This window comes from Sphingomonas beigongshangi (genome assembly GCF_016820445.1).
In the GTDB taxonomy this organism is placed as follows: domain Bacteria; phylum Pseudomonadota; class Alphaproteobacteria; order Sphingomonadales; family Sphingomonadaceae; genus Sphingomonas; species Sphingomonas beigongshangi.
In genome coordinates this window covers 258,541-284,369 of the sequence record NZ_JADHDT010000001.1, presented here as the reverse complement: position 1 = coordinate 284,369, position 25,829 = coordinate 258,541, and the positions used below count along the sequence as shown (strand labels likewise).

Annotated in this window: 22 protein-coding genes and 1 riboswitch; of the genes, 15 read left to right on the top strand and 7 right to left on the bottom strand. The window is 69.1% G+C overall.

Features of this window, described 5'->3' with window-relative positions:
- Positions 1 to 47: 47 nt before the first annotated feature.
- Positions 48 to 374, bottom strand: a complete 327-nt coding sequence (locus IQ292_RS01380; protein ID WP_203308516.1) for an energy transducer TonB — start codon at positions 372 to 374, stop codon at positions 48 to 50.
- Positions 375 to 428: 54 nt separating this feature from the next.
- Positions 429 to 1,529, bottom strand: coding sequence for a redox-regulated ATPase YchF (gene ychF, locus IQ292_RS01375; RefSeq protein ID WP_203308515.1), 1,101 nt, complete (start codon positions 1,527 to 1,529; stop codon positions 429 to 431).
- Between the two features lie 235 nt (positions 1,530 to 1,764).
- Here ychF and IQ292_RS01370 point away from each other — a divergent pair, with 235 nt between their 5' ends.
- From IQ292_RS01370 to IQ292_RS01355, 4 genes are all read left to right on the top strand, one after another.
- Entirely contained in the window at positions 1,765 to 2,436 is a 672-nt protein-coding gene (locus IQ292_RS01370) for a hypothetical protein (protein WP_203308514.1), read from the top strand.
- A gap of 106 nt (positions 2,437 to 2,542) precedes the next feature.
- Entirely contained in the window at positions 2,543 to 3,175 is a 633-nt protein-coding gene (locus IQ292_RS01365) for a trimeric intracellular cation channel family protein (RefSeq protein WP_203308513.1), read from the top strand.
- Positions 3,176 to 3,272: 97 nt separating this feature from the next.
- A complete protein-coding gene (locus IQ292_RS01360; RefSeq protein WP_203308512.1) occupies positions 3,273 to 3,653 on the top strand; it encodes a hypothetical protein in 381 nt (126 codons plus the stop codon).
- Positions 3,650 to 3,841 carry a hypothetical protein gene (locus IQ292_RS01355; RefSeq protein ID WP_203308511.1) on the top strand — a complete coding sequence of 64 codons (192 nt, stop codon included), beginning with the start codon at positions 3,650 to 3,652 and terminating at the stop codon, positions 3,839 to 3,841. Before IQ292_RS01360 ends, IQ292_RS01355 begins: the two co-directional genes overlap by 4 nt.
- A 57-nt stretch (positions 3,842 to 3,898) precedes the next feature.
- Here IQ292_RS01355 and IQ292_RS01350 read toward each other — a convergent pair whose 3' ends face one another.
- The 3 genes from IQ292_RS01350 to IQ292_RS01340 form a co-directional block, all read right to left on the bottom strand.
- The gene (locus IQ292_RS01350) at positions 3,899 to 4,459 is read right to left on the bottom strand and encodes a GNAT family N-acetyltransferase (protein ID WP_203308510.1); all 561 of its coding nucleotides are present in this window, start codon (positions 4,457 to 4,459) and stop codon (positions 3,899 to 3,901) included.
- On the bottom strand, positions 4,456 to 6,360 hold the full coding sequence (gene sppA / locus IQ292_RS01345) for a signal peptide peptidase SppA (protein ID WP_203308509.1): 1,905 nt from the start codon (positions 6,358 to 6,360) through the stop codon (positions 4,456 to 4,458). The genes IQ292_RS01350 and sppA overlap by 4 nt, the downstream gene beginning before the upstream one ends.
- Before the next feature lie 130 nt (positions 6,361 to 6,490).
- Positions 6,491 to 6,676 carry a hypothetical protein gene (locus tag IQ292_RS01340; protein WP_203308508.1) on the bottom strand — a complete coding sequence of 62 codons (186 nt, stop codon included), beginning with the start codon at positions 6,674 to 6,676 and terminating at the stop codon, positions 6,491 to 6,493.
- Between the two features lie 270 nt (positions 6,677 to 6,946).
- On the opposite strand from IQ292_RS01340, the gene groES reads away from it, so the two are divergent.
- From groES to IQ292_RS01320, 4 genes are all read left to right on the top strand, one after another.
- Entirely contained in the window at positions 6,947 to 7,234 is a 288-nt protein-coding gene (gene groES, locus IQ292_RS01335) for a co-chaperone GroES (protein WP_203308507.1), read from the top strand.
- Positions 7,235 to 7,316: 82 nt separating this feature from the next.
- Positions 7,317 to 8,954 (top strand): chaperonin GroEL, encoded by a 1,638-nt coding sequence (gene groL / locus IQ292_RS01330; protein WP_203308506.1) that lies wholly within the window; start codon positions 7,317 to 7,319, stop codon positions 8,952 to 8,954.
- A 227-nt stretch (positions 8,955 to 9,181) separates the two neighbouring features.
- A complete protein-coding gene (locus tag IQ292_RS01325) occupies positions 9,182 to 9,643 on the top strand; it encodes a DUF3429 domain-containing protein (protein WP_203308505.1) in 462 nt (153 codons plus the stop codon).
- 108 nt (positions 9,644 to 9,751) lie between these two features.
- Positions 9,752 to 11,374: a DUF6311 domain-containing protein gene (locus IQ292_RS01320; RefSeq protein WP_203308504.1), complete on the top strand. Its 1,623-nt coding sequence runs from the start codon at positions 9,752 to 9,754 to the stop codon at positions 11,372 to 11,374.
- Here the strand turns inward: IQ292_RS01320 and IQ292_RS01315 are convergent.
- Positions 11,322 to 12,380, bottom strand: a complete 1,059-nt coding sequence (locus IQ292_RS01315; RefSeq protein WP_203308503.1) for a mannose-1-phosphate guanylyltransferase/mannose-6-phosphate isomerase — start codon at positions 12,378 to 12,380, stop codon at positions 11,322 to 11,324. The genes IQ292_RS01320 and IQ292_RS01315 overlap by 53 nt on opposite strands.
- Positions 12,381 to 12,587: 207 nt before the next feature.
- Between IQ292_RS01315 and IQ292_RS01310 the strand changes: the two genes are divergently transcribed.
- From IQ292_RS01310 to IQ292_RS01290, 5 genes are all read left to right on the top strand, one after another.
- On the top strand, positions 12,588 to 13,976 hold the full coding sequence (locus IQ292_RS01310) for a TIGR03013 family XrtA/PEP-CTERM system glycosyltransferase (protein ID WP_203308502.1): 1,389 nt from the start codon (positions 12,588 to 12,590) through the stop codon (positions 13,974 to 13,976).
- Positions 13,973 to 16,000, top strand: a complete 2,028-nt coding sequence (gene prsK / locus IQ292_RS01305; RefSeq protein WP_338057563.1) for an XrtA/PEP-CTERM system histidine kinase PrsK — start codon at positions 13,973 to 13,975, stop codon at positions 15,998 to 16,000. The genes IQ292_RS01310 and prsK overlap by 4 nt, the downstream gene beginning before the upstream one ends.
- Positions 15,997 to 17,367, top strand: coding sequence for a PEP-CTERM-box response regulator transcription factor (prsR, locus tag IQ292_RS01300; RefSeq protein WP_203308501.1), 1,371 nt, complete (start codon positions 15,997 to 15,999; stop codon positions 17,365 to 17,367). The genes prsK and prsR overlap by 4 nt, the downstream gene beginning before the upstream one ends.
- Positions 17,360 to 19,339, top strand: a complete 1,980-nt coding sequence (locus IQ292_RS01295) for a tetratricopeptide repeat protein (RefSeq protein ID WP_203308500.1) — start codon at positions 17,360 to 17,362, stop codon at positions 19,337 to 19,339. The genes prsR and IQ292_RS01295 overlap by 8 nt, the downstream gene beginning before the upstream one ends.
- A gap of 179 nt (positions 19,340 to 19,518) precedes the next feature.
- Positions 19,519 to 20,328 (top strand): ATP-binding protein, encoded by an 810-nt coding sequence (locus IQ292_RS01290; RefSeq protein WP_203308499.1) that lies wholly within the window; start codon positions 19,519 to 19,521, stop codon positions 20,326 to 20,328.
- 59 nt (positions 20,329 to 20,387) lie between these two features.
- Here IQ292_RS01290 and IQ292_RS01285 read toward each other — a convergent pair whose 3' ends face one another.
- A complete protein-coding gene (locus IQ292_RS01285; RefSeq protein ID WP_203308498.1) occupies positions 20,388 to 21,245 on the bottom strand; it encodes an SDR family oxidoreductase in 858 nt (285 codons plus the stop codon).
- 157 nt (positions 21,246 to 21,402) lie between these two features.
- Between IQ292_RS01285 and IQ292_RS01280 the strand changes: the two genes are divergently transcribed.
- Positions 21,403 to 23,436, top strand: coding sequence for a TonB-dependent receptor (locus IQ292_RS01280; RefSeq protein WP_203308497.1), 2,034 nt, complete (start codon positions 21,403 to 21,405; stop codon positions 23,434 to 23,436).
- A 125-nt stretch (positions 23,437 to 23,561) separates the two neighbouring features.
- Positions 23,562 to 23,765: riboswitch (cobalamin riboswitch) on the top strand.
- Between the two features lie 104 nt (positions 23,766 to 23,869).
- Positions 23,870 to 25,777 (top strand): TonB-dependent receptor plug domain-containing protein, encoded by a 1,908-nt coding sequence (locus IQ292_RS01275; RefSeq protein WP_203308496.1) that lies wholly within the window; start codon positions 23,870 to 23,872, stop codon positions 25,775 to 25,777.
- Positions 25,778 to 25,829: the final 52 nt, after the last annotated feature.

The following is a 25,829-nucleotide window of genomic DNA, read 5'->3' as shown; positions in this document are numbered from 1 at the left end:
ACTCGACAACTCGCCGCGTGACATTCGCATCACAAATAACAAGCAAATCAGGGATTAAGTACCCATCGGATGCTTCGAAGAGAATAGGTGGCGCGTACCGGGACGCCATTGGTAATCGCAGGCTTGAAGCGCCCATTTCGGCGGGCCAGCGTGCATGTCATCTCATCCAAAGCAGCAGATCCGCTGGAGAAGGTCACCGCGCATCCGGAGACACGCCCCTTTTCATCAACGACCACCTCGACAGAGACAGCACCTTGCTCGTGCCGTTCCCGCGCCTCACGCGGATATGGCGTATTTGGAAACCACGTTTCCGGATGGATTGGCGTGACCAGACGATCCTGCAGAGGCACATTGAATAAGGCGTATATAGACATACCCTCACCTTATCCGACTGGTGCGGTCCAGCAATGCGATAGTGATTGCCGCCGTCAGACGTTGAAGCGGAACAGCATCACGTCGCCGTCGTGGACGACATAGTCCTTGCCTTCCTGCCGCAGCTTGCCCGCATCGCGCGCGCCGCTTTCGCCGCCGAACTTGACGTAATCGTCATAGGCGATCGTTTCCGCGCGGATGAAGCCGCGTTCGAAGTCGGTGTGGATCTCTCCCGCCGCCTGTGGCGCCTTGGCACCCGCATGGACCGTCCAGGCGCGTGCCTCCTTGGGACCGACCGTGAAGAAGGTGAGGAGGTGAAGCAGCTTGTAGCCGGCACGGATAACGCGGCCGAGCCCCGTTTCCGTCAGCCCCAGTTCGGAGAGGAATTCGCCGCGGTCTTCCGGCACCATCGTCGCGATTTCCGCCTCGATCGCGGCGGAGACGACCACCGCTTCCGCGCCCTCTGCCGCCGCCTTCTCGAACACCCGCGCCGAATGCGCGTTGCCGGCAGCGGCATTGGCCTCCTCGACGTTGCAGACATAGAGCACCGGCTTGGCGGTGATCAGCTGCGCCTGCGAGAAGACGCGCGCCTCCTCGGCGTCCTTCGGCTGCGTCAGCCGCGCCGGCTTGCCCTCGCGTAGCAGGTCGAGCGCCTGGCCGAGCACGCTCGCACCGATCTTGGCGTCCTTGTCGCCCTGCTGCCCCTTCTTGATCAGGGCCGGCACGCGCTTTTCCAGGCTTTCGAGATCGGACAGCATCAGCTCGGTCTCGACCGTCTCCGCATCCGCGATCGGGTCGACCTTGCCTTCGACATGGGTGACGTCGCCGTCCTCGAAGCAGCGCAGCACGTGGACGATCGCGTCGACCTCACGAATGTTGCCGAGGAACTGGTTGCCCAGGCCCTCTCCCTTGGAGGCGCCGCGCACCAGGCCGGCGATGTCGACGAACGCGAGCTGCGTCTCGATGATCTTGGCGGAATTCGCGATCTTGGCCAGCTCGTACAGCCGGGGATCGGGCACGGCGACGTTGCCGACGTTGGGCTCGATCGTGCAGAACGGGTAATTGGCCGCCTGCGCCGCAGCAGTCTCGGTCAGCGCGTTGAAGAGGGTGGACTTGCCGACGTTGGGCAGGCCCACGATGCCGCAGCGGAAACCCATGAGGAAAACTCTGTTCTGCAAAATGGACGGGAAGGTCGCGCCCTTACCCGGCTGCACCATGCTTGACCAGCAGTTAAGCGGTTCCCTCTTTTCGTCTACAGAAATGCACGGTTCGCCGCATGACAGGCATGCCACAATTGTGCCTTGATCCGCCGCGCGTCGTCTGTGGTATGCAGCGGGACGGCGGCCGTGGGGACGGTCGGCGTGGAATGAGATCGCTGTGGTGGGAGAACACATGCGTCGACTGGTGTGGTGCAGCACAGCGCTGGCGGTGATCGGCCTGAATGGTGCCGCCGGTGCGCAGTCGCCGGCGCAGCCCGCAATTCCCCCATCGCCTGCGGTGCCGGCGGCGTCGATACCGAACGCGCCCTTCCTCCCGCCCGCCGCTGCGCCCGCACCGCGGGGGCCGATGCGTCTGTCGCTCGCGCCCGTGGCGGCGGGCGGATCGGTCGAGCGCTCGGCCCGGCTCGCCGGCAAGCTGAGCATGCGCGTGACCGTGCAGTCGGTCGGCGATGGTTCGCGCGAGATGTTCCATTCGCGCATGACGGGGCAGATGGTCGACTTCTTCCCGGCCGGCGATCACGGCTTCCACCTGTCGATGGGGACGCGCGTCTTCAACCCGCGGCCGATGGGACCGTCCGAGATCGCGATGCGCGGCATATTGCCCAGTCTGCGTCGGCTGAACATTCCCGGGATGAAGACCAACATGCGGCGCGCACCCGCACTGACCATGGGCTATACCGATCGGGTCGACCGGGACACCAGCGTCGGGTTCGAGGTCGGCGCGATGCAGGGGCGAGCCTATAACGACGTCGCCAATGTCGCGCGTCAAACCCGGGCGGAGCGCAACGCGATCGAAAGTCCGATCAACCCCATCGTCAATCTGGTGATCGGGCACCGCTTCTAGAGTTTGATTTAGTGCGTGGACGCGGTGCCGGCCCGATCCGGCCTCGCTGGATCGCGCACTGCGGGCGGTACTCTTCGCGGTCGGCTTTCGCTAGGCAGGCGGTGCCATGTTGACGCCCACCGCCCTGCTGCTGCCCGCCTTCGCGCCCTGGTTCGATGTCGCCGGGCTTGCCGTGTTCGCCGCCTCGGGCGCGCTCGCCGCGGCCAAGCGGGGACAGACGGCAGTGACGCTGGCCTTCTTCGCGTTGATCACCGGCGTCGGCGGCGGAACGGTGCGGGACCTGCTGATCGGCGCGCCGGTCTTCTGGGTCCATGACGCGCGGGCAGCGACCGTCTGCCTGACGATGGCCGCCGTGATCTGGGTCACGCCCGAACGCTGGTGGCGCGACAGCGCGCTGGCCTGGTTCGATGCGGTCGGGCTTGCCGCTTATGCGGTCTATGGCGCGGCGAAGGCGATCGGCTATGGCATCCCGCCGATCCCGGCCGCGGTCATGGGCGTAGTGACCGCCTGCGTCGGGGGGATCATTCGCGACGTGCTGGCCGGCGAGCCTTCGATCCTGATGCGTCCCGAACTCTATGTCACCGCCGCCGCCTTGTCCTCGTCCAGCTATGTCGCGCTGAACCTCGCCGGTATTCCCAGCGCGCCCGCCGCGGTCGCCGCCGCGCTGGCAGGCTTCGGCCTGCGCGCAGCGGCCATCCACTGGCATCTGGGCCTGCCCGCCTATCGGGGGCGGCGGTAGTTCTCCTTCATTCTGAACCAGTCTCCCGCGTCGAGTCAGCCGAAGCTTTGACGATCTCTGGCTCACTTCGCAGTGGTTACATCAGAAGTGGGAAATCATGAACGCTACACAATTCGCCCTGATCGGCTTTGGTCCGATTGCGACGGCGCTGACGATATTTGGCTTTGTCGTCGTACGGGGAACTAAGGTCTCGGAATTTCGCCAATCCTGGATAAACGACCAGCGTACCGATCTGAGCAAGCTGCTTGCCGCGTCGCGGCAGCTTGCTCGATGCACCGGCGGCACGGGAGACGCCGCCTGGCTGGCATTCGACGAGGCCGCAACGCGGATCAACCTGCGCGAAAATCCAGCTAAAAGCGAATGGAAGGATGTTCTGGACGCCATTGCGGCACTGCGGATTGACCTGCGCGCGCAGCCGCGGCGTTTGACGTCGACGTTGCGGCAGCGGACATCGAAAGCAAGGCACGGCTGCTGTTGAAGGCGGAGTGGAAACGCGTCCGCTTCGGCGAGGCGGGCTACAAGACCCTGATTCTATTCGCTGCGCTGATGGTTTTCTGGCCGATTTTACCGCTCGTCGGTTATACTCTCGCGCACATGTTCGGGCTCGGTCACCTTCTGCCGGCCGGTCTCGCCCTGAACGCCCTGCTTCCCGATGCAACTAAATAGTGCCTGAGCGGGCCGGCCTATGGCGAGCGTTATCCCGCGAATGCCCTTTGGCCGGCCTTACCCCCGTACGACCCCGACGTCGACGAAGGGGCGTGGCTCTGCCGGGGGTGCGCCCGGTTCGGCGAGTTCGCGCTGCCAATAGCCAACGTCGATCCACTGCCCGTGCTTGTACCCGATCTCGCGGAACACGCCGGCGCGGCGGAAGCCGACTGCCTCGTGCAGGGCGATCGAACGTTCGTTGGGCAGCGCGATGCGGCCGATCGCCTGTGTGAAGCCCTGTTCGCGCAGCGTCGCGATCAACCCCGGATAGAGCAGGCGGCCGATGCCCTGCCGCTGCGCGACGTCGGCGACATAGATCGTCGTCTCGACGGTCCATCGATAGGCACGCCGCGTCGAGAATTCCGAGCCATAGGCATAGCCGATCACGCCGCCTTCGGCTTCGCCGCTGGTGGCGACGATCCACGGGTAGAGGCCGTGCGAGGCCGCCATGCGCGCGCGCATTGTGCGAGCGTCGGGGGCCTCCTCCTCGAACGAGACCGTGCCGGCGAGGACGTGCGGCGCATAGATTGCCGCAATTGCGCCCGCATCGTCCGCCGTCGCGGCGCGGAGCGCGATCACCAGCCCTGGAACCCCAAACGGGCGAGCACCAGGTCGACCAGGTTCGCATCGCCCGCGCTCGCGGCCGCCGGTGCGAGTTCGCCGCATTCGAGGCAGCGCGCCTGGACAGAACCGGAGGTCGCGAGCCGTCGCGCGTCGCCAAGCGCACGCGCGAAAGTGGCGCGCCGCTCGGCTGCGATCCGGCTGAACACGTCGCCGCCGTTGGTCGCGGCGTCGCCGGCGCCGTCCTCGTCGTCGCGATTGAGCGACGCGGCGAGCGTGGCGACGAAGCCCGGCGCCTTCTCGAGATATTCCGCATGGACCTTCGCCGGGTCGAGCTTGGCGCGGCGCGCAGCCTCGGCGATCGCGTCGTTCAGATTGCCGAAGCGGTCGACCAGATTGATCTGGCGCGCCGTACCGCCGTCCCACACGCGACCCTGCGCGATTGTGTCGACGCGTTCGGGCGTCATGTGGCGCGACTGCGCGACACGTGCGAGGAAGTTGCGGTAGCCGTTCTCGATCCCGGCCTGCAGGATCGTGTCCAGCATCGGGGTGAGGCCACCCGTGACGTCGGGCTGGCCCGACAGCGGCGTGGTCTTCACGCCGTCGGTCGTCACCCCGATCTTGGCGAGGCTTGCCTCGAAGCTGGGGATGATCCCGAAGATGCCGATCGACCCGGTAATCGTCGACGGCTCCGCGAAGATCACGTCGCCCGGCGTCGACACCCAATAGCCGCCGGAGGCGGCCAGCCCGCCCATCGAGACGACGACGGGAAGCCCCTTCTTCTTCGCTTCCAGGATGGCAAGGCGGATCCGCTCGGAGGCGAGCACGGAGCCGCCCGGCGAATCGACGCGAACGACCAGCGCCTTCAGGTCCTTCTTCGCGAGGCCGTTGAGGATCGCCTTGGCGATCGTATCGCCATGGGCGCTGCCCGGCCCGCCCTCGCCATCCACGATGTCGCCGGCGATCGTCACCACGCCGATCGAGTCGCCGGTACGCGGCAACGGATGCGCATCGACCCATGCGTTATAGGGGATGGCCGCATAGCCGCCGAGCGGCTTGCTGCTGTCGGCTCCCGCGACCTGGGCGACGCGCTGGCCGAAGGCGACGCGGTCGCCCAGCTTGTCGACGATGCCCGCAGCCAAATTCGCCTTGGCCATGTCGCCGCCAGCACCCAGGATCATCTTGTCCGGCTGGGTCAGGAAGGCGCGTACGTTCGCCTTTGGCCGCGCCTTGGCGATCGCCTCCTGCCACTGGCCGAACAGCGCGCCATAGAGCGCCTGGCTGGCGGCACGCGCCTCCGGGCTTTGGTCGGATCGCGTATAGGGTTCGACGAAACTCTTGAACTTCCCGACGCGGTAGACGTGGACGTTGACCCCCAGCTTGTCGATCAGCCCCTTGTAGTACAGGGAATTGCCACCGGGCCCCGTGAATATCGTACCCCCCAGCGGATTGACCCATATCTCGCTGGCGTTGGCGGCAAGCCGATATCCCGCGTCGGTATAGGCGGTTGCGTAGGCGAGGACCGGCTTGCCGCTATCGCGGAAGCGGCGAATCGCATCGGCGACCTCGTTGAGGGAGGCCGGATAGCCGCCGCCGAACTCGTCGAGATCGAGCACCAGCGCCTTGACCCGGTCGTCGCCGCGGCCGGCGTCGATGCTGCGCACCAGATCGCGCAGCCGGTACTGATGGGGCACCTTGCTGCCGCCGCCGGACAGCATCGCCGTGATGGAGGGCGTTTCCGGCTGTTCGACGATCGGCCCGTCGAGGTCGAGCACCAGTGCGCCGTTGCGGATCGGCTTCGATCCCGGCCGCGCGTTGAGCGCCGCGAACAACAGGCCAAAGAACAGCAGCATCGCGACGAGGACGAGCCCGTCCTTGATCGCCACCAGCAGCTTCCAGGCACCCCGAACCAGCTTCACGTCATGCTCCTCGCTCTCGTGACCGACAGAGCTAGAACAGCTGCGCCCCGCTGGCAACGGCCCGTATTACCGAGGCAACACAGGATCGGCGCTCGATTCCCCTCCCGCGAGCGGGAGGGGCGTGACAGGGTCACCCGCGCGACGGTTTCTCCGCGGCATAGGACATGGCCGCCGCGGTACCCGTCGCGGGCTTGATATGCCACCAGCCCGGGCGGTCGATCGCGACGAGAAAGGCAAGCGCGAGCAGGCCGAACGCGAGCACCAGCGCCGACGTCCAGTTTGGCTGGTAACGCTTCTTTTCGTCTTTTCCGTGCATCGATCTGTCCTTCTTCAGATTGGTCGCGGGTCGAGCACGGGAAATAGGCCGCGGGGATCAACGCTCCATGGTTGCGACGTTACGTTTTCTTGCTGCGTTGCGGCATGCGGCGGGACGACCCGGATGGCGGGACGGATCGATCACTCGGCGCTAAATCGCGCCGGCGGCTCTCTTGACCTTCATCGAGGGCGGGCACATATCCGCCGCCGTTGGCACTCCCGACATAGGAGTGCCAGAAAAGTGTCACACAACCTAAAGAGGGTATCCGCAATGAACTTCCGTCCGTTGCACGACCGCGTCCTCGTCCGCCGCGTCGAGGCCGAGGAAAAGACCGCAGGCGGGATCATCATTCCCGACACCGCCAAGGAAAAGCCGCAGGAGGGCGAGGTCGTCGCCGCCGGTGCCGGCGCCAAGAACGAGAAGGGCGAAGTCGCCCCGCTCGACGTCAAGGCCGGTGACCGCATCCTGTTCGGCAAGTGGTCGGGCACCGAGGTCAAGGTGAACGGGGAGGACCTCCTCATCATGAAGGAATCCGACATCCTCGGGATCGTCGGCTAACCAGCCTTCCGCACCACCCTGCGCACGAGGGTGCGAAGGGTGGGACTTTTGAGACTTTCCACATTCTAGAAAGGGCAGTCACATGGCAGCCAAGGAAGTTAAGTTTTCGCGCGATGCCCGTGAGCGCATCCTGCGCGGCGTCGACATTCTCGCCGACGCGGTCAAGGTCACGCTGGGGCCGAAGGGCCGCAACGTCGTGATCGACAAGAGCTTCGGTGCGCCCCGCATCACCAAGGACGGTGTGTCGGTCGCCAAGGAGATCGAGCTCAAGGACAAGTTCGAGAACATGGGCGCGCAGATGGTGCGCGAAGTGGCCTCGAAGACCAACGACATCGCCGGTGACGGCACCACCACCGCGACCGTTCTCGCCCAGGCGATCGTGCGCGAGGGCATGAAGTCGGTGGCCGCTGGCATGAACCCGATGGATCTGAAGCGCGGCATCGATCTCGCCGTGATCAAGGTCGTCGAGGACGTCAAGGCGCGTTCGAAGCCCGTCTCGGGCTCGTCGGAAGTCGCGCAGGTCGGCATCATCTCCGCGAACGGCGACAAGGAAGTCGGCGAAAAAATCGCGGAAGCGATGGAGAAGGTCGGCAAGGAAGGCGTCATCACCGTCGAGGAAGCCAAGGGTCTCGAGTTCGAGCTCGACGTCGTCGAGGGCATGCAGTTCGACCGCGGCTACCTGTCGCCCTACTTCATCACCAACCCGGAGAAGATGACGGTCGAGCTCAACGATCCGTATATCCTGATCCACGAGAAGAAGCTGTCGAACCTGCAGGCGATGCTCCCGATCCTGGAAGCCGTCGTCCAGTCGGGCCGCCCGCTGCTGATCATCGCCGAGGACATCGAGGGCGAGGCGCTCGCCACGCTCGTCGTCAACAAGCTGCGCGGCGGCCTCAAGGTCGCGGCCGTCAAGGCGCCGGGCTTCGGCGATCGCCGCAAGGCGATGCTCGAGGACATCGCGATCCTCACCGCCGGTGAGCTGATCAGCGAAGACCTCGGCATCAAGCTCGAGAACGTCACCGTCGGCATGCTCGGCACCGCCAAGCGCGTCACGATCGACAAGGACAACACCACCATCGTCGATGGTGCTGGCAACGCCGACGCGATCAAGGGCCGCACCGAGGCGATCCGCGCGCAGATCGAGAACACCACCAGCGACTACGACCGCGAGAAGCTCCAGGAGCGCCTCGCCAAGCTCGCCGGCGGCGTTGCGGTGATCAAGGTCGGTGGTGCGACCGAGGTCGAGGTGAAGGAGCGCAAGGATCGCGTCGACGACGCGCTGCACGCGACCCGCGCCGCGGTCGAGGAAGGCATCGTTCCGGGCGGCGGCACCGCGCTGCTGTACGGCACGAAGGCGCTCGACGGCCTGAAGGGCGAGAACGACGACCAGACCCGTGGTATCGACATCGTCCGCAAGTCGCTGACCTCGCTGGTCCGCCAGATCGCGCAGAACGCCGGTCACGACGGCGCCGTCGTGTCGGGCAAGCTGCTCGACCAGTCGGACACGTCGTTTGGCTTCAATGCGGCGACCGACCAGTATGAGAATCTGGTCCAGGCCGGCGTGATCGATCCGACCAAGGTCGTGCGCACCGCGCTGCAGAACGCCGCTTCGGTCGCCGGCCTGCTCATCACCACGGAAGCCACCGTGGCCGAGCTGCCGGAAGACAAGCCCGCCATGCCGGCGATGCCGGGCGGCGGCATGGGCGGCATGGACTTCTAAGCCGCATGCGGCCCCGGCCAGCGCCGCTGGTCGGGGACCCGCATCGGCGCGGCGGGCGGGGGTGGCGATGCCCGATCCGTCCGACGTCCGGTCGGCGGCTCTGCCTTCGCGGTCCGCCAAGCCATTCGAGAAGGGGAGCGACGGAGCGATCCGTCGCTCCCCTTTTTCGTCAGGCATGCGTTTCCGCGCCAGGCAACCCGCCCCGGCGCCGCACGTTTCCGCGGGCGATGAGCCAGGACGCCACCCGCACCGCACCGCCCGCCGACAGCATCATCCTGGGCTATGGCCCGATGCTGCCCACTCTCGCCGCCGCGATCGGTGCATGGGTCCTGCCGCCACCCTGGCCGCTATGGGCGCTGCACCTCGGGATCCTATGGGCGGCGATGATCCTGATCTTCATCGCCGGCGTGCGTCGAGGCTTCGGCTTCGGTTTTCCCGCCGCGTCGAAGGCCGCCTCCATCGCCAGCAGCCTTGGCTATTTCGTGCTCGCGGGCGTGGCGCTCGTCCTAGCCTCGCCGGTACTCGCGCTAATCCCGCTGCTGTTCGGCTATGCGCTCGTCGCGCTGCTCGACCGGCGTGCGGCGCAGCATGGCGATGCGCCCGCCTATTTCGCCGCACTGCGTCCGCGCCAGATGCTGGTCGCGCTGCTCGGCCTTGCCGGACTTTGGGCCTGGGTGCTCACCCGCTGACGCGGCATCGACCAATCCGCCACGCCCGATCGCTAGCGTGCGATCCAGCAAGGCTGTGTCGGTGGGGCGCCGCTTCCACGCAAGTGGAACAGACCCTAGAAGGACGCTGTGCACCGTGCCCTAGCCATCCTGCCGTTCGCGCTGATCCCCGCGGCGCTGTTCGCGCTCTTCTTCCACGTCGCGATCCTGGATCCGTCCCATATCGGCTGGCTGATCCGTGGCAGCGACAATGGCGAGAACGCCCTCGGACTGCACGCCTATCTCCATGACGCGACGGCCGCGTGGAGCCTTCGCACTTCGCTGCTCAACGCGCCGGAGGGGGTGCCGCTGCTCTTCACCGACAGCAATCCGCTGATCGGCCTTGTGACCCGACCGTTCTCGCCGCTCCTCCCGCGCGATGCGCAATTCGTCGGGCCGTGGTTCCTGCTGTGTCTTGTACTGCAAGCCGCGTTCGCCGCCGCCCTGCTGCGCCGTCACGCGCCGGACCGGCTCGCGCTTTGGGCCGGGACCGCGCTGCTGTGCCTGCTACCGACCTTGTTCAACCGGATCATCCACGCCAATCTGTTCGCGCACTGGCTGATCCTTGCGGCGCTGTGGCTGCACCTCGAGCCGCGTCAAGGCCACGCCCGCTGGTGGCTGCCGCTGCTCGCCGTCACGGCGCTGGTGCACAGCTATCTGCTCGTCATGATCGGCGCGCTCTGGGCGTGCGCGACCGCCTCGCGCATCGCCGGAACGCATGGCCCGCCGCGCCGGAGCGCGATATCGGGCGCGGCGGCGGCGCTCGTCCTCGTGGCGGCGCTCGCCTGGTGGCTGGGGGCGGGCGGGCGGTACGCGCTGGCGGGGAATTACGGCGCCTTCGCGATGCCGCTCGATGCGCTGGTCAACCCGGGCAATCCGTCCTTTTCGACACTGCTCCCGGCGACGCTTCAGCGCGAGGGCAGGGGGTTCGAAGGATTCCAGTATCTTGGTGCGGGACTGCTGGCGCTTCTCCTGATCGCGGCCGTTGTCGCCGTCGTCCGGCCGCGACCTGCGGCAGAGCGAATCATGCACCGCCGGTTGCTTTGGCTCGTGCCCGCCTTCGCCGCGCTGACGCTCTTGGCGATCAGCAATTATCCCGACATTGCCGGTCACCGGCTGCCCCGCATCGCCCTGCCGGCGATATTGGCGCCTGCGCTGGACATGGTCCGCGCCTCGGGGCGGCTGTTCTGGCCGGTCGCCTATGCGCTCGTGCTGCTCGCGGTGGCCGCGGCTTACCGGCTGGGGCGCGACCGCGCCGGACTGGTGCTGATGGCGCTGATCGCGCTGCAAATCGCCGATCTATCGGGAATGGCGACCGCGCTGCGGACGCTCACCCATGGAGGAGACACGACGTTCGTGCGAACGCGTGATCCCCGCTGGGGGGCGGCGCTGGCGCATGCGCGCGACGTCGCGGTTCTTCCCGCCGAGCCCACGCACGATCTCCAACTGTTCCAGGAAGTCGCCTGGCGCGCGACGTCCGCCGCGAAGCCGGTGCGCGCCGTCTATGCCGCGCGCACGCCCCGCGTGACGCAGGTGCGCGCCGCAGCCGATCTCGCCGGTTTCCGCGCGGGCCGGCTGCGCTGCGGGCGACTGTACCTGCTGCTCGACGCCGAACCCGCGCCGCCAGGTGCGGCGGTCACCACGCTCGACGGTGCCCGCATCATTTGGCCCCGGGCGTGCCGCCGTCCTTCATCGCCTCGATCAGCTTCTTGACCTCCTGGCTGCGACCGCGCGGCAGCACCAGCACGTCGTTGCCGCTCGCCACCACGATGAGATCCTCGACCCCGACCGCCGCGATGCGGATACCGTCGGAGCGCAGCAGGCAGTTCGTCGTGTCGATCGCCAGCACCTCGCCGCGATGGACATTGCCCCGGTCGTCCTGCTCGCTGATCGCGTGAAGCGCGTCCCAGCTGCCGACGTCGCTCCACCCCATCGCAACCGGCACGACCGCGACGCGTCCGGCCTTTTCCATGACCGCATAGTCGATCGAGTCGGACGGCGAGGCGACGAAGGCGGCGGCATCGGGCCACACGCAGGTCCGCTCGCGCCGCGCCTTGGTCATCGCCTCCTGCGCCGCGGTCAGCATCGCCGGCGCATGCTGTCCCAGTTCGCCAAGGAAGATATCCGCGCGGAACAGGAAAATGCCGCCGTTCCACGCAAAATCGCCCGCCGCGAGCATCGCCTCGGCCCGCTCGCGTGGCGGCTTTTCCACGAAGCGCGCGACGCGGTGGACACCCTTGCCGATCTCCTCACCGACCTGGATCCAGCCATAGCCGGTCTCCGGCGCGTCTGGCGTGATCCCGAACGTCACCAGCCAGCCTTCCGCGACCAGTGGCATCGCCGCTTCGATCGCGGCGTGAAAGGCGGCGACGTCGTGGATGACGTGATCCGATGGCATCACCAGCAGCGCATCCTCGCCCTTCGCCGCGAGCGCGCCGAGCGCGATCGCAGGGGCGGTGTTGCGAGCGGCCGGCTCCAGAATCACGGCCTGCGGCGCGATCCCCGCCGCGTCGAGTTGCCCTTCGATGTCGCGGACATGCGCCGCATTGGCGACGACGATCGGTGCGGCGAAACCTTCCCCATGCGCCCGCTTCGCGGTCAGCTGCAGCATCGTCTCCTCGGCCGTCAGTGCGAGCAGCTGCTTGGGCATCTCCGGGCGCGACATCGGCCACAAGCGAGTGCCCGACCCTCCGGAGAGGATCACGGGAACGATGGTCATAACGGTCGTAGTCTCCCTGGGAGGCGCATCTCTAGACAAAAGGATGCGATGCCGAAACAATCTTGGGCACGTTCCTGTTCCACGGCGGGTGCATTCGTCCGCGATCGTACATGTTCAGCAAATCTTTGCCTTTTCCTGCCAATCGGGGAACGTGTCGGAAAAGCTTACACCAAAGCGGATCGCGCGGGCTAGCCGGGAGCCGGATCGGTGATCCGCCTCTTCAAACATTATGTGCCGCAGGCGGTGCTGCTGCTTGGGGTCGTCGATGCCCTGCTGCTGCTCGTCGCTGCCGAGGCGGGCTGGGTCATTCGGGCGCATCAGATCGGCATGGCGGCCGGATCGATCACCACGCGCATCCCGCAGGTACTCAGCTTCGTCGTCGCGTTGCAGGTCGCCCTGGTATCGGTGGGCGCCTATGGCGTCGCCTCGTTCCTGTCGTTGCGGTTCGCCGCGGCGCGGCTGGCGGTCGCGATCGGACTCGGCGTGCTCTTCCTGTCGCTGATCTTCTTCCTGGTCCCCGCCCTGACGTTCTGGCGGTCGAACCTGTTCTACGCGATGTTGGTGGCGATCGTGCTGCTCGTCACGGTGCGCGCGCTGCTCGGCCGGACGCTCGGCGGCGACACTTTCAAGCGGCGCATCATCGTCCTCGGCGCAGGGCCCCGGGCCGCGCGCATCGGCGAACTCGCCCGCCGCCCGGGATCGAACGTCATCGTCGCGGGCTATGTCGCGATGGGCGAATCCGGCGTCGCGGTCGACGATGCGGTCGCGCGCGCCGACATTCCCAACCTCGCGGCGCATGTCATCGACCGGCGCGCGACCGAGGTCGTGCTCGCGCTGGAGGAGCGGCGCAACGCGCTTCCGCTCAAGGATCTTCTGCGTGTACGCACCACGGGCGTCGCCGTGTGCGAGATATCGACGTTCCTGGAGCGCGAGACCGGGCGAATAGACCTTAATTCCGTCAATCCGTCGTGGCTGATCTTCTCCGACGGCTTCGCATCCGGGCGGATCGTATCGGGCATCGTCAAGCGGGCGTTCGACATCGCGGCCAGCCTGTTGCTGCTGACGCTGACCCTGCCGCTGATCGTGGTCGCTGCGATCGCGATCAAGATCGAATCACGCGGCCCCGCCTTCTACCGGCAACGCCGCGTCGGCTTGTACAACCAGCCGTTCGAAATCCTGAAGCTGCGGTCGATGCGGCAGGATGCGGAGGTCGGCGGCAAGGCGGTATGGGCGGAGAAGGACGATCCCCGCATCACCCGGATCGGCCGCTTCATCCGCAAGGTCCGCATCGACGAACTGCCGCAGACTTGGACCGTGTTGAAGGGCGAGATGAGTTTCGTTGGCCCGCGTCCCGAACGCCCGCAGTTCGTGGCGCAGCTGGAGGATCAGCTACCCTATTATGCCGAGCGGCATATGGTGAAGCCCGGCATCACCGGTTGGGCGCAGATCAACTATCCCTATGGTGCCTCGATCGACGATGCGCGCCACAAGCTCGAATACGACCTGTATTATGCGAAGAATTATTCGCCCTTCCTCGACCTGCTGATCCTCCTCCAGACGCTCCGCGTCGTAATCTGGCCGACGGGGGCGCGGTGACGCTCGCGCTGATCCTGTGGGGCTATGCGATCGCCGCGCTCGCGTTCGGCGTGCTGGCCGTGGCGGTCGCGCGCGGTCCGGCGGCGCTGCCCGCGCGCGTGGGGCTGACGAGTGCGCTCGGGCTCACCGCGCTCTGGGCGCTCGCGGTGGCGGGGATCGCGGCACGCGATCCGGTGACGACCTTGGCGGAAAGCCTGCGCAACGTCGCCTGGCTCGCCCTGCTATGGTATCTGGTCCGCCGCGCGCGCGCGGGCAATGTCGCGCTGACGGCCCTGTATCTGGTCACTGCCGCGGTCAACGCCGGCGCCGTGGTGCTCGCCCTGCTCCAGACGCTGCCGCTGGGCGCGGATGTCGCGGCGGCCGTCGGCGGCCTTTGGCTTGCCGCCCGCATGGTCGGCGCGCTGCTGGGCCTGATGCTCTGCCATCAATATGCGACCCGCGTCGCGGCGATCGGCAGATCGGCCGCGCTACTGCCCGGTATCGCGCTCGCCGGCATGTGGACGATGGACCTGGCGCTTGCCGTCCTCGCCTATGGCCTCGACGGCTGGCCGGACGCGATGGTGGCGATGCGCGGCTTCGGCTTGGTCGCGGTCGCCGCGCTGATGCTGCCCGCGGCGATGGCGTCGGACCGGACGCTGACCGTGTCGCATGGCGGGGCGCTTCGCCTGCTGTCGGGCTTCGCAGTGCTTCTCTATGTCGCGCTGACGCTCGCGCTGCTGCGCGTGGCGGAAGGACTGGCGGGCACGCATGCGCGGATCGCGGAGACCGCGATCGTCTGCGGCGCCACCGCCGCGCTCGGCACCGTGCTGACCGCGCCGTGGCTGCGTGCGTGGGCGAAGGTGAAGCTGGCCAAGCATTTCTTCCATCACCGGTACGATTATCGGGTCGAATGGCAGCGGTTCGCGGCGCGGCTCGGCGCCCCGGGCAGCGGCGAACCGCTCGGCCGGCGCGTCGTGCGAGCGCTGGCGGACCTTACCGATTCGCCCGGTGGCCTGCTGCTGGTCGCGGCGGGCGAGGGGCTCGAGCGTGACGCGGCGTGGAACTGGTCCGCCCCCGGCGACGCCGATGCGGCGCTGGCGGCCCATCTCGCCGGCAGCGAGCGGATCGTCGCGCTGGACGAGGTGCGCGGCGGGCTCGCCCCCGTCGAAGAAGCCGCGGTCGTCCCCGACTGGATGCGGGCGCAGGCGGATGCCTGGGCGCTGGTGCCGCTGCTGCACGGGCGCGATCTCGTCGGCGCGGTGCTGCTCGCACGACCGCCCGTGGACCGGTCGCTCGATTGGGAGGACCTAGACCTGCTGCGCATCGCCGGGCGTCAGGCCGCGGGGTATCTCGCCGAGGAGCGCGCGCACGTGGCACTGGCGGAGGCGGCGCGGTTCGACGAATTCAATCGCCGCTTCGCGTTCATCCTGCACGATATCAAAAATCTGGTCAGCGGCGTCAGTCTGGTCGCGCGCAACGCCGAACGTCATGCCGACAACCCCGCTTTTCGTGCCGACATGATCGCCACCCTCCAGGATTCCGCCGCCCGCATGAATGCGCTCCTGTCCCGCCTGTCGCAGCATCACCTGAGCCAGCCCGAGGCGCTCCAGCCGGTCGACGCGGGGGCGCTTGCGGCGCGCATCGCGCGCCGACGCCGTGCCCAGCATCCGGTCGAGGCGCGCGGCGCAGGAGTCGCGCGCGCGCATCCAGGCCGGCTCGAACAACTGCTCGACCATCTCGTGCAGAATGCCCTGGAGGCGAGCGCGCCCGACGCTCCCGTCACGATCGAGATCGCGGAGGTGGACGGGTGCGTCACCATCGTCGTCGCCGACCGGGGCTGCGGCATGAGCCCGGCGTTCGTCCGGGACCGGCTGTTCCGTCCCTTCGCCTCGTCCAAGCCCGGCGGGTTCGGCATCGGCGCCTATGAGGCGCGCCAGCTCGCAGCGGCGATGGACGGCACCATCGCGGTGACCAGCCGCGAGGGCGAGGGCAGCCGCTTCACCGTCACCTTGCCGCTCGCCGCGCCGGCGGAGGCGGCGGCATGAGCGGGCACGCCGATGCCATGCCGGTTCTCCTCGTCGTGGAGGATGACCTCGCGCTGCAGCGCCAGCTGCGATGGGCTTATGACGGCTATCAGATCGTTACCGCCGCGACGCGTGCCGAGGCGATGGAAGCGCTGCGCAGCCACGAGCCCTCGGTCGTCACGCTCGACCTCGGCCTGCCGCCGGACCCCGACGGGACGAGCGAGGGCTTCGCCCTGCTCGCCGAGATCCTCGCCGCCAAACCGGATACAAAGGTCATCGTCGCCTCGGGCCATGGCGCACGCGACAGCGCGCTGATGGCGATCGACCGGGGTGCGTGGGATTTCTACGCCAAGCCGATCGACATCGACGCATTGGGCCTGATCGTCGCGCGCGCGTTCCACGTCCAGGCGCTGGAAGCGGAGAACCGGCGTCTGGCGCAGCGGGCCGATGCGGGTGCCAGCAGCTTCGGCGGCCTGATCTATGCGTCCGACGAGATGGCGCGGGTCGTGCGAACCGTCGAACGCGTCGCCCCCGCGGACGTATCGGTGATGCTGCTCGGCGCGAGCGGAACGGGCAAGGAACTGCTCGCGCGCGGCCTGCACGACGCCTCCCCACGCGCACGCGGGGCGTTCGTCGCGATCAATTGCGCCGCCATTCCCGAAACGCTGCTCGAGAGCGAGCTGTTCGGGCACGAAAAGGGGGCGTTCACGGGTGCGGTCAAGACTACGCCCGGCAAGATCGAGATGGCGGCGGGCGGCACGCTGTTCCTGGACGAGATCGGCGACGTGCCCCTGGCGTTGCAGGTCAAGCTGCTGCGCTTCCTGCAGGAACGGACGCTGGAACGGATCGGGGGACGCAAGGCCATCGCCGTCGACACGCGCATCGTCTGCGCAACGCACCGCGACATCGATGCGATGGTCGCGTCCGGGGACTTCCGCGAGGACCTCTATTACCGGCTTGCCGAGATCGTCGTGCGCATCCCGGCGCTGGTCGAGCGGCCCGGTGACGCCGTGCTGCTCGCGCGCCAGTTCGTGCGGCGTCATGCCGCGGCGATGAAACTGCCCGTCGCGGGCCTCGCGCCGGATGCGATCGACGCGATCGGCAGCTGGGGCTGGCCCGGCAACGTCCGCGAGCTGGAGAATCGGGTCAAGCGCGCGGTGATCATGGCCGACGGCAAGCAGGTGACCGCCGCCGACCTGGACCTTGCCGATCGGGCGCAGGAGCCGGTGCCGCTCAACCTGCGCACCGTGCGAGAGGCGGCGGACCGGCGCGCGATCCGCCAAGCGCTGGCGCAGGCGGAGGGCAATATCTCGGGCGCCTCGCGCCTGCTCGGCGTCAGCCGGCCGACGCTCTACGACCTGCTCAAGAGCTACGACCTTCATGGCTGAAGCGGTCTATCCGATGCTGCGCCCGCGTCGGCGAAAGCGCCGGGCCGCACCATCCGCGCGGACGGTACGCCTCCTCGCGGTCTTGGTCCTGTTCGGAATCGCCGCGGCAGCGGCGGCGCTGATCGTCCGCCGCCCCGCCCCCGTCGATCCGCAGCGTGCGCTGTCGGATGCCCGCCGCGCCTATGCGCTGGGCAATTACAGCGCCGCGCGCAATCATGCCTTGCGCGTACTCGGCGTCGCACCGCAATCGGTGCCCGCGCAACGCCTGCTCGCGGACGCCTATCTCCGGCTGGGTGACGGTAACGCCGCCGAAGGAGCGCTCAGCCGAGCGCGCGCCGCGGGCGCGCCGGGCCTGGCAGGGCATCTCGCCGCCGCCAGGCTGTTGCAGGGCGATGCTCGCGGCGTGGTCGCGCTGCCGCTGCCGGATGGCGATGTACTCGCCCTCCGCGCGCGGGCAGGGGCGCTGGCGCTGCAGGGTGACGTCGGGCAAGCCGCGCGGCTGCTGCTCGATCGCCTCGCCGCGCGACCCGACGATGGCGAGACCTGGGCGGCACTCGGCCGGATCAGGCTGGACGCGGGGCAGGTCGCCGCCGCCGCGGATGCGAGCGCCCATGCCCTGCGCCTGCGGCCCGGCGATCCCGTGGTGCTGACGCTCGCGGCGCAGCTGATGCGGACGCGCTATGGCCTCGTCGCGTCCCTGCCCTGGTTCGAGGCGGCGCTGCAACGCGACGCCTATTTCTATCCCGCTCTGGTCGAATATGCCGCGACGCTCGGCGACGCGGGCCGTTATCGCGACATGCTCGCCGCCAGCCGGCGCGCGCTCGCGGCGAGGCCCGATGCGATCGCGCCGCTCTATCTCCAGGCGATCCTCGCCACCCGTGCCGGTCGTGCCGACCTTGCCCGCGACCTCTTGCAGCGGGCGGGCGTGGGCGGCGCGGACCTGCCCGGTGCGACGCTTGCCGCCGGCGCGGTCGCCTATGGCGGCGGCCGCTATGAGCGGGCGATCGACGCCTGGCGCCAACTCGCGGTCGCGCAGCCGCTCAACGTCACCATGCGACGTCTCCTCGCGGCGGCGCTGCTCCGCTCGGGTGACGCAGCCGGCGCCATCGCCGCGCTGGCGCCCGTCGTCGCACGCGCCGATGCCGATACTTATGCGCTGACGCTCGCGGCGCGCGCGCAGGAACGCAGCGGCGACCGCGTCCGCGCGGCGATGCTGCTGGACCGCGCAGCCAGCGGTACGCGCGGCCCGTCGGCGGTCTTCGCCAGCGACCAGGGCGTCGCGGCACGGGTCGCCGATGCCGCCGCCGCGCCCGGCGACCCCAATTACATATTGGGCGTGATCCGCGCGCAGCTGACGCAGGGCGACGTGGCGGGGGCGGTCGCCCGCGCGCGGGCCTTGGTCGCGCGCGCGCCCGGCAGCCCGGCGCCGCTGCTCGCGCTCGGCGACGCGCTCGCGATCGGTGGTCGTTACGCGGAGGCGGCACCCGTCTATGCGCGCGCCGCCGACCTTGCCTTCGACGAGCCGACGATGCTGCGCGTCGTCGACGCCTGGGGCCGGGCGGGCAACCCGCGCGCGGCGGCCGCGGCCCTGTCGCTTTACCGCCAGCAAAACCCGCAGAGCCTCGTCGCGGCGCGCCTGCTCGGCCATTGGCAGGTGCTGGGCGGCGACGCGGATTCGGCGATCGACACGCTTGAAGACGTGCGCCGGCTCGTCGGCGACCGCGACGCGGGCCTGCTGGCCGATCTCGCCTACGCCTATGCGGCCGCGGACGAGGGCGCGGTCGCGCGCGTCTATGCGCGTGCCGCCTATCGCCTGCAGCCGATGAACGCGAGCGTGTGCGACGCCTATGCCGTGTCGCTCGCGGCGGCGGGCGAGATCGACGGCGCGCGCCAGCTCGCCGCCAAGGCGCTGGCGCTCGCCCCGCGCGATCCCGTCATCGCCGACCACGCCCGGCGCATTTTGAAGGCCTGAGGCCGCCAACGGTCTCGCTGCCGGACCGAGGGTCTGTTCACCTGCGCGGAAGCGGCACCGGCCCTCGCCCCCGGTGAGTATGGGGCCGGCACCGCCCCGATCCGGCCTTGCCGGATTGCCGATCATCCGATCCCATCGCGACGGTTCAGCTTTCGGGCGTCTTGTTGTACCGCGCGGCCATGGCCGATCCCCTGGACCGTATCGCCGCCGCGCTGGAGCGGCTGTCGCCGCCGCCGCCGCCCGCGGCCGATCCGCTCGCCCATCCCGCCTATGTCTGGCGCGACGGCATACTGGCCGCGGCCCGTGCTTTCGCACCGCTGCCGCTCGCGATGCTGCGTGGCGTCGAGGCGCAAAAGGCGTCCCTGGTCGCCAATCTGACGCGCCTCGCCACCGGCCACGCCGCACAGGACGTCCTGCTCTGGGGTGCGCGCGGCACCGGCAAGTCGGCACTGGTCAAGGCGGCGGTCGGCGCGGTGCAGGCGGACGGCGCGCCCCTCGCGCTGGTCGAGGTCGCGGCGGACCGTCTGGCGGACTTGCCCCATCTGTTCGCGACGCTGGCGCCGCTGCCGCGCGCCTTCGCGATCTTCCTCGACGATCTCGGCTTCGATGCCGCGGCCGAGGCGCGCATCCTGCGCTCGCTGCTGGAAGGCGGCGCGGAGGCGCGGCCCGCCAATACCCGGCTGATCGTCACCTCGAACCGTCGCCACCTGATCGTGCGTGACATCGCCGAACAGTCGAGCGCGATCAATCCGCGTGATTCGGTCGACGACCAGCTTGCGCTCGCGGACCGGTTCGGTCTCAGCCTGGGATTCCACGTCGTCGACCAGGACGGCTATCTGGCGATCGTGCGAGGCTATGCCGAGGCGCACGATCTGCCCTTCGATCCCGCTGACGCGGTGCAATGGGCGACGCGCCGCGGCAGTCGATCCGGGCGCGTCGCATGGCAATATGTCGTCGAGCTGGCTGGGCGCGAGGGGAAGGCGGTCTAGGAGTTTGATCTCCGTGCGCGGAAGCGGCGCCGGCCCTTATCCCCACTCGAACGCGCCCGTCACATGAACGGTGTGCCGCCCGTCACCGGGATCGTCGCGCCCGTCGTGTAGCTCGCGCCGTCGCTAGCCAGATAGACATAGGCCGGGGCCAGTTCCGCCGGCTGCGCCGCGCGGCCGATCGGCGTTTCCTGCCCGAAGCTCTTCACCTGGTCCTCGGGCATGGTCGACGGGATCAGCGGCGTCCAGACGGGGCCGGGCGCGACCGCGTTGACGCGGATGCCGCGCTCGGCGAGCATCTGCGCCAGCCCGCTGGTGAAATTGTGGATCGCGCCTTTCGTCGTGGCATAGGCGAGCAACGTCTGCTTCGGCTTCACCGCGTTGATCGAGGCGGTGTTGATGATCGACGCGCCTTCGCGCATGTGCCCTACCGCTGCCTTGGCGAGATAGAACATCGCATGGATGTTGGTGGCGAAGGTGCGCTGCCATTCCTCGTCGGGAATGTCCTCCAGCGCCTCGAACGTCTGCTGGTGCGCGGCGTTGTTGACCAGGACGTCGATGCGCCCGAACGCGGCGACCGCCTGATCCACCACCGTGCGGCAGTGCGCGGGATCGGACAGGTCGCCGGGCACCAGCACTGCTTGCCGCCCGGCCTCCTCGACCAGTCGTTTGGTCTCGGCGGCATCGTCATGCTCGTCCAGATAGGCGACGAGCACGTCGGCGCCCTCGCGTGCGAAGGCGAGCGCGACCGCGCGGCCGATACCGCTGTCGCCGCCGGTGACGATCGCCTTGCGGCCCTCCAGCTTGCCCGACCCGCGATAGCTGTCCTCGCCATGGTCGGGACGCGGGTCCATCGCGTCGGTGCGGCCGGGAATGGGCTGCTGCTGCGCGGGGTAGGGCGGGGTGGGGCGATCGGTCATGGCGTGTCTCTTGCGGCGGATGGGCCTGACGAACCGCACGGACGGCGCCGCCGTTCCGGCAGGTTGATCGAAATTGGCCAGTTTTCGCGCACGGCCCCCGCGCGGTTCCTGCGAAAGGTCTTGTCTTCGACGCCCATTCGGTCTCCGGCACTGGTCCATGCGCGCCCTTGCCCTCGCTGCCGTCTCGATCGTCGCGACGCCCTGCCTCGCCCAGACCGCCGGTGCGGGCGAGGGGGGCGGCGACATCGTCGTCACCGGGCGCGGGCTCGCCGGTTCGCCCGGCGACGGTGCGCTCGCGACCGTCACGATCGACCGCGACCGCCTTCTGGAGAATGCCGGCGGAAGGCTGGAGGGTGCGCTGTCCGACATCGCGGGCCTGCAGCAGTTCCGCCGCGCCGACTCGCGTAGCGCCAATCCGACCAGCCAGGGCATCACCTTGCGCGGGCTCGGCGGCAATGCGGCGAGCCGCGCGCTGCTGATCCTTGATGGCGTGCCGCAGGCGGACCCGTTCGGCGGCTGGGTCGCGTTTCCGGCCTATGCGCTCGGCCGGTTGGGGCAGGTGCGCGTGACGCGCGGCGGCGGCAGCGGCTATGCCGGCCCCGGCGCGCTGGCGGGGACGGTGGACCTGTCCAGCGCCACACCCGATCAGCTGACGCCCTTCGCCGGAAGCCTGTTCTACGGCAGCCGCAGCTCGGTCGCGGCGGACGCCTCGGCGGCACTGGTTCGCGACGACGGCTTCGCGACCCTCTCGGCCGCCTATGCCCGCGGCGACGGCTTCGTGCCCATCGTCCCGGAGGATCGGGGCCCGGTCGATCGCGCCGCCCCCTATGAACAGGCCTCGGCCGCGGTGCGCACCGTCGTGCGCGTTGCCCCGGCGACGGAGTTGCAGGCGAATGTCGCGGGCTTCACCGACACCCGCGAACGCGGCACGGCCTTCACCGCCAACCGCTCGCGCGGCGCCGACGCCAGCCTGCGACTCGTCGGCCGCGGGGCGTGGGGCTGGTCGGCGCTCGCCTATCTCCAGACGCGCGACTTCGCGTCGAGCTTCGCCGCGGTCGATGCGGCCAGGACCGTCGCGACGCAGACGCTCGATCAATATGGCACGCCCGCGACCGGCGTCGGCGGGCGGCTGGAGCTGAGGCCGCCGGTGGGCAGCGGCATCGACCTGCGGCTCGGCGGCGATGTCCGCCACGTCGACGGACGGACGCAGGAACTGTTCGCCTATGTCGCGGGCCGGCCGACCCGCCGCCGCGTCGCGGGCGGGACGTCGGCAACCGCGGGCCTGTTCGCGGACGGTGCCGTCGAGATCGGCCGGCTGACGCTCACCGCCGCCGCGCGGATCGATCGCTGGACGATCCGCGACGGCTTCCTGACCGAACGCGCGCTGGCGGGCGGGCCGGCATCGACGGACGCGCGCTACCCGGATCGCTCCGGACAGGAATGGACGGGACGCACCGGGGTCGCATGGCGCGTGTTGCCGGGCGTGACGCTGCGCGCGGCAGGCTATCGCGGCTGGCGGTTGCCGACGCTCAACGAGCTGTACCGTCCCTTCCGCGTCGGTAACGACGTCACCGCCGCCAATCCTGCGCTCGCGCCCGAACGGCTGGTCGGGGCTGAAGCTGGGGTGACCTTGACCCCCGTGCGCGGCGCCAGCCTGGCGGCGACCTGGTTCGACGACCGGCTGGACGATGCGATCGCCAACGTCACCCTGTCCACGACACCGACAAGCGCCGCCCGGGTGCGTCGCAACCTGGACGCGATCCGCAGCCGCGGGCTGGAGGTCGACGCGGCCTATGCGCCGGGGCCGGTCGGCATGCGGCTATCATGGAGCCATGTCGACGCACGGGTGCGGGCGAGCGGCGCGGCGGCGGCGCTCGATGGCCTGACACCTGCGCAGACGCCGCGCGACCAGGTGTCCGCGACACTCGACTGGCACCGCTCCGGGTACGCCGCGTCGGCGACGCTGCGCCATGTCGCGCGCCAGTTCGACGACGACCAGAACAGCCGCAGCCTTGCCCCCGCGACCACGCTCGACGCGACGGCGGCGGTGCCGTTGCGCAGGGGACTGGCGCTGGAGGCGCGCGCGGAGAACCTGTTCGACGCGCGGGTGGAGGCGGGCATCGCCAGCGGCTCCATCGTCGAGCGTGCGACGCCGCGGACTGTGTGGCTGGGGATGCGGGTGGGCTTGTGACGGAACCGCCCGAGCCCCTAGCCGACGCCGGAGGCGTATCGCGGCGGAACGAACCGACCCGCCGTGGCGTCGACCGCGCCACGACCGCGATCCGCGCCGATTGACGCGCGACCGCCCGAGCCCCTAAAGGCCCATTCGTGACGGGTCCCCGGAGACGGGGTCAAAAGGGAAGTCCGGTGAGCGCCTTTCAAAGGCACGAGCCCGGCGCTGCCCCCGCAACTGTGACCGGATAGCGGTCCCTCCACGATGCCACTGGGCGCCTGCCCGGGAAGGCGGGGGGATTGCGGCGACCCGGGAGCCAGGAGACCTGCCCTTCACCGTCGATCCACTGTGCGGACGGGGTGTGCCGGACAGCCGAAGGGGGGACCTTCGTGAGCGAACGACATCCGCCGCGTGCGAATGGTCGCGCGCGGGACACGAAGGATGTGGAAGAATGCCCGTAACCCGTTTTCTGATCACCGCCGGCGCATGCGCGCTCGTTGCGGTCGCCGCGCCTGCCGTCGCACAGGTCGCGCCCGCTGCCGACGGCAGCGACGACGTCATCGTCACCGCCGCCCGCGCCGCGCAGCGGGCGGATGAGGTCGGCCAGGCGGTCACCGTCGTCACTCGCGACGAGATCGACCGGCGCCAGACGGTCTCGGTCGCCGACCTCCTGTCGACCACCCCGGGCGTCACCGTGACGCGCAACGGCAGCCTGGGTGGCTTCACCGGCGTGCGGCTGCGCGGCGCGGAAGCCGAACAGACGCACGTCGTGATCGACGGCGTGCGCGTCAACGACCCCTCGTCGCCCGGCGGGGGATTCGATTTCGCCAATTTGCTCTCCGCCAGCGTGGAGCGGGTCGAGGTGTTGCGCGGCCCGAACTCGGTGCCCTGGGGCAGCCAGGCGATCGGCGGCGTCGTCAACGTCATCACCGAGGCGCCGACCGAGCAGATCAAGGCGCGCGGCAGCGTCGAATATGGCTATGCCGACACGCTCTATGCGCAAGGCGGCGTGTCCGGTCGCCAGGGTGCCGTCTCGGCCGCGCTGACCGGCGGCTATCTGCGCAGCGACGGCATCTCGTCCGCCGCGATCGGCACGGAGCGTGACGGCTATCGCCAATATGGCGCGACCGGCCGTGTCGGCGTCGATTTCACCGATCAGATCGGCCTCGACCTGCGCGGCTATTGGGCGAACAGCAAGACCCAGACCGACGGTTATCCCGCGCCGCTCTACGTCTTCGCGGACGATCCCAGCTATTCGACCGCGAACGAGCTGTACGGCTATGCCGGTCTGCACGCCAATTTCGGTACCTTCCGCAACCGCATCGCTTTCACCATCGCCGACATCAACCGCGACACCTATGCGCGCCCCGGCGCGACTCCGTCGCCGTTCCGCGGCCGCTCCGAGCGGTACGAATATCAGGGCGAGTACCAGCCGCTCGACCAGGTCCGCATCGTCGGCGGCGCGGAGCATGAGACGAGCCGCTATCGCGACGCGACGCTGCGCCGCTCGGTCGGCATCACCAGCGTCTACGGCGAGCTGATCGTCAAGCCGATCCAGCCGCTGACGATCACCGGCGGCGTCCGCAACGACGACCACGACACGTTCGGCAACCACACCACGTTCGGCGCCGACGCCGCGCTGGCGCTGGCGACGGGCACGGTGCTGCGCGCGAGCTACGGCGAGGGCTTCAAGGCGCCGACGCTGTACCAATTGTACAGCCCCTACGGAAACACGCGCCTCGACCCCGAAACCGCGGCCAATTACGATATCGGCGTGCAGCAGACCCTGCTCGACGGCCGCGCGACGCTGGGCGCGACATGGTTCCACCGCGACACACGCAACCAGATCAATTTCCGGGGCTGTTCGCGCGCCGAACAGACGACCGCGAGCTCGATCTGCGTCAACCGGCCGTTCGGCGTCTACGACAATATCCAGCGCACCCGCGCCGAAGGCGTCGAGTTCGCGATCGGCCTGCGCCCCGTCGACGCGCTGACCGTCTCGGCGAACGTCTCGTACATCGACAGCGAGAACCGGACGCCGGGAACGGCGTTCGGCAGCGACCTGTTGCGTCGGCCCAAGGAGACGGCGGCGTTCGTCGTCGACTATCGCCTGCCGTTCGGGCTCGGCATCGGTGGGACGGTGCAGCTCGTCGGCGACAGCTTCGACAGCGACAGCTATGGCAATCGCGTGCGCCTGGACGGCTATGCGCTCGCCTCCATCCGCGCCGAGCTGCCGCTGGGGGATCGTTTCTCGGTCTACGGCCGGGTCGATAACGTGACGGACACGCGCTACCAGGCGGTCGCCGAATACGGCACCTACGGCCGTGCGGCCTATGGCGGGGTGCGCGTGAAGCTGTGATGCGCCGGTTCCCGTCATCGCTCCCGCGGTGGCGGGACCTGCTTCGTCGGTG